The sequence below is a fragment of the Thermomonas sp. genome, from assembly GCF_047606765.1.
Lineage (GTDB): Bacteria > Pseudomonadota > Gammaproteobacteria > Xanthomonadales > Xanthomonadaceae > Thermomonas.
In genome coordinates this window covers 1-3,713 of the sequence record NZ_JASGED010000052.1, presented here as the reverse complement: position 1 = coordinate 3,713, position 3,713 = coordinate 1, and the positions used below count along the sequence as shown (strand labels likewise).

General features: G+C 64.7%; 4 protein-coding genes. All 4 read right to left on the bottom strand.

All coding sequences use genetic code 11. The features are described from left to right. On the bottom strand, positions 1-471 hold a 471-nt coding region (locus QM612_RS04885; RefSeq protein WP_415252775.1), incomplete at its 3' end, for a hypothetical protein. Further along, positions 468-1,799: a DotU family type IV/VI secretion system protein gene (locus QM612_RS04880; protein WP_415252774.1), complete on the bottom strand. Its 1,332-nt coding sequence runs from the start codon at positions 1,797-1,799 to the stop codon at positions 468-470. The genes QM612_RS04885 and QM612_RS04880, both read right to left, overlap by 4 nt. A 4-nt stretch (positions 1,800-1,803) precedes the next feature. Further along, on the bottom strand, positions 1,804-3,234 hold the full coding sequence (gene tssK / locus QM612_RS04875; RefSeq protein ID WP_415252773.1) for a type VI secretion system baseplate subunit TssK: 1,431 nt from the start codon (positions 3,232-3,234) through the stop codon (positions 1,804-1,806). A 77-nt stretch (positions 3,235-3,311) separates the two neighbouring features. Further along, a partial coding sequence (locus QM612_RS04870) for a TraB/GumN family protein (RefSeq protein WP_415252772.1) occupies positions 3,312-3,713 on the bottom strand: 402 nt, incomplete at its 5' end.

Genomic DNA, 3,713 nt, shown 5'->3' with positions numbered 1-3,713 from the left:
GGCGGCATCGCCCACGAACAGCAGCCACGGGATGCGATACAGCGGCGTGCGGCCCTTGTCGATGTCCGGCGAGCGCGCGATGGTGCGCTTGGCCTCGTCGATCGCCGCGGTCATTCGCTGCACCGGCACGCGTTCGTCGTCCGCGTTGCCGGGACCGAGGTCGCCGATGCGCTTGCGCGTGCGCCCCTTGATCGATGCCTTGCGCTGGCCGGCGGTGAACCACCACAGCACCACCAGCGCGACCACGCACAGGCCCAGCACCTGCCAGAAGCGCATCGGCAGCTGCGGCAGGATGGCAAGCGCAAGGAACACCAGCCCGCCGATGACCAGCAGCAGCAACAAGGTGACCACGATCCAGCGCAGCCACGGTTTCTTTGCAGTCTCCGCGCCGCGCGAATACAACGACCCGATCCGCGAGAACACGCTGCCGATGCTCGAGAACAGGTTTTCCACGAAGCTCAGCGGGTTCATTGTGCTGGCTCCGTCTGCATGAACAGGAAGGTGGCCGTGAGCTGCTGGTTGTCGCGGTTGGCCTCCATCATCTGGCGCAGGCGCGGCAGGTAGTCATCGGCCTTGTCGAAGGTGGGAAGCGAGCCTTCATACAGCGGCACCGGCGAGCTGATGACGGTGATGAGTTCCTGCCCGAACGGCGCACCCACTTCCCAGCCTTCCGGCGTGTTGCCGATCACCAGTGTTTCGCCGGCCTTGACCAGCCGCCCGCTGTCGGGCTCGTTGGGATGCGGGAAGATGTGCGCCATGTTGCCATCGACGAAGTAGTAATCGACGTACAGATAGCCGTCGTAATTGGGCTGGGTGACCTTGATGGTGACCTTCTCGCCTTCGATGAAACGGTCGGAATGGCCGGTGCTGGGCGTCACCACCAGGCCGTAGCCGGCATCGTCATTGCGTGCCTTGTACGGCTCCAGGATCTTCACCACTTCGCAATGCGGCCAGATGCGCAATTGCACCTGCGCATCCACCGACTTCACGCCTTCGATCGCCGCCACGCGCTGTTGCACGGCGCTGATGTCATCCGCACGCGAGACATGGCCGCTGACACTGACCGTGCCCTTGTCCTCATCCGCCGTCACCTTCAAATCCGAGCACGGGAACTGCGCCAGCGCCTGCTGCACCGGCACCAGGATCGTGGGCTTGGGTTTGGCAACCAGCAGGTAGGCCAGATACAGCAGCGGGATCAGCAGCGCGACCAACGCACCGATGCCCAGCAAGGCGCGATCCCATTGCCGTGGCAGGCGCGGGCCGGCAGGATCGGCCACGCCGTAGGGCTGCGGGGTGATCTTCTCCTCGCGCAACGTGTGGATCGGCGCGGGCGCAACAGGCAGTTGCCGGCCATGCAATTCCTTGAGCTTGCCCAGTTCGCCGGTATCGCCATTCTCGTAGTAGTACTGGCCGACGAAGCCGCACAGCAGCGCGTGGTAATAGACCTCGCGCACTTCGTCCTGATCCTGCTTCAACGCGGACAGGTGGGTGAAGAACTCGTTGCCGGCGTTGTTGGTGTTGAACATCGTCACCTGCAACGGCGGCGCGCCGGCCACCAGCCACGCCGGATTGCGCGCCATGATCTCGTCGATCCATGCCGCCGCCGCGAAGGCCGCGCCATCGACCTGTTCCGGACGCTTGCCATCGGCGTGCGCGGATGACTTGGCGCGCTCGATCAACTCGCGCGCACGGGTAGTGACATCGATGGCCTGTTCGCTGGCCTGGTTGGTGGCCACGCGCTCGTCCAGCGCAAGGCCAAACGTGAAGACCGGGGTGAAGTGGTGCAGCAGCCTTGGCATGCGTTCAGTCCTGCGTGGCGACCGGGAACAGCTTGATGACGGTCGAATCCGGCGGCAGGTCGGAGAACACCGCCATGTTGCGGGCGTTCTTGATCATCTGCCAAAAGGGATGCGTGGTATCGACGAGGAAATACGTGGTGTTCGGGCTCTTCTGCGGCAGCTCTTCGGGTGGCACCGGCAGCAGGTCGATCTTCAGTCCGAACAGCGCCGCCGACAGCAGGCGCGGCATTTCATCCAGCGAGGCAATCTTGCCGGTGCGCGACAGCCGCGCGAACAGGTCAGCGCCCTTCTGTTCGGACTCGAAGGCCAGATAGAAACGGGTCTTGTCGTTCTCGAACAGGTTGGCCGGCAGGTCGGCCTTGTAGAAGCGGCCGTCATAGGCCAGCGTGATGCCGACCTCCGCGCCCACGGTCAGCGCCTTGATGAGTGCCTCGGCGCGGTCGAAGCCGATGCGGAAGCAGCGCCGCAAATCTTCGTGGTCATAGTCCGGCAGTTCGGTTTCGCGCGGCTGGTTTGCAAGTTCACCGAAATAGCCGATGTCTTCGGAAAACACCGAGAACTCCGCCACCAGTCGGCGCAGGTCCTGATACATCGCATAGGCGGACACCGTATCCAGCCGCGCGTGTTCCTGGAACAGCGGGATGTGGCGGGCGAAGGTCTGCATCATCAGCACGCGCATGACTTCCTGCGCACTGGTGGATGCCGCGCGGATGCCGCGCTGGCGCTTGACCGCAGCGAAGTCCTGCCCGCGCGAGACCAGCAGGTCGCGCAGCGCCCGCGTCCAGCGCGACAGGTTGTGCGATGCGCCGATGGCGTTGCTGGGCGGGATGTAATCATGCGAGAGCTTGTACTTGCCTGGCCCGGCGGGCAGCAGTTCGGCGAACTTGTAACTGTCCGAGCCGCGCACGATGGCCTCGGCGTTCTCGTCCAGCCCGGTGACGATGTTGGGCTGGTACAGCAGGAAATCGACATCGGCCTCTGGCGCCTGCGGGTCGAACGGATCGGCCAGTGCCTCGCTTGCCAGCGCATGCCTTGCCTGCAAACGCCCGGCATCGTTCTGCGCCAGCCCATGCAATGTGCGTTCGCGGTTGAACACCAGCCACAGCGGGATCGGGTCGCTGCTGGTGGCACGCAGTTCGGCGATGTTGCGCTGGGGCACGCGGGTATTGCCGCCGGCGGTCTCCAACGAGCCGCCGGACAGGCGCTCGCCATCGCGGGTGATGAGTGCGAAACGCTCGACATCGACCACGCCGCTGCCCAGCGCGTCTTCGCGGATGCGCAAGGCCTCGAATCCCCACGGGAACGGCGTGACGCGGCGGTGCAGCGCATGCAGCCCGGCCCGCCCCCATGCGTCCTGCGCCTGCAGGTGCTGCGGACTGAGGAAGGCACCCTGCCCCCAATGAACCTGTCGATCACCGCTCATGCCGAATGCCATGCCTACCGCTCCCGAATGCCCTGCAACACGTCCACTTCCCTCTACAACGCGAAACGCTGCTCAAAACGGACGCGCGTTCAAAACGGCATCGCTTCCACCTGATAGCCATCGCGGCGCAGGCGGGCGATCAAACCGCCCTCCCCGACCAGATGGATCGAGCCGACTGCGATCAGGCACGGCCCGTCCTGCATCAGCGTCTGCAACGGGCCGATCCAGCGTTCGTTGCGCGCTTCGATCAGGCACTGGCGGGCGCGATGCTCGATGGCGCGCGCCTGTTCGCTCAGCCCTTCCATCTCGTCGATGTTGTCCAGCCACGACTCCAGGTTGCGGCTGCGGTAGAAGGCCATTGCTTCTGCCGATTCGATCCGCAGCAGCCACGATTTCTGCAGGCGCTCATGTAATACCAGCGCGTGTTCGCTGGCGGGCACGCAGTCCAGCGCCTGCAATTGTTGCTCCAGCGTTTCCAGATGCACCGTGCG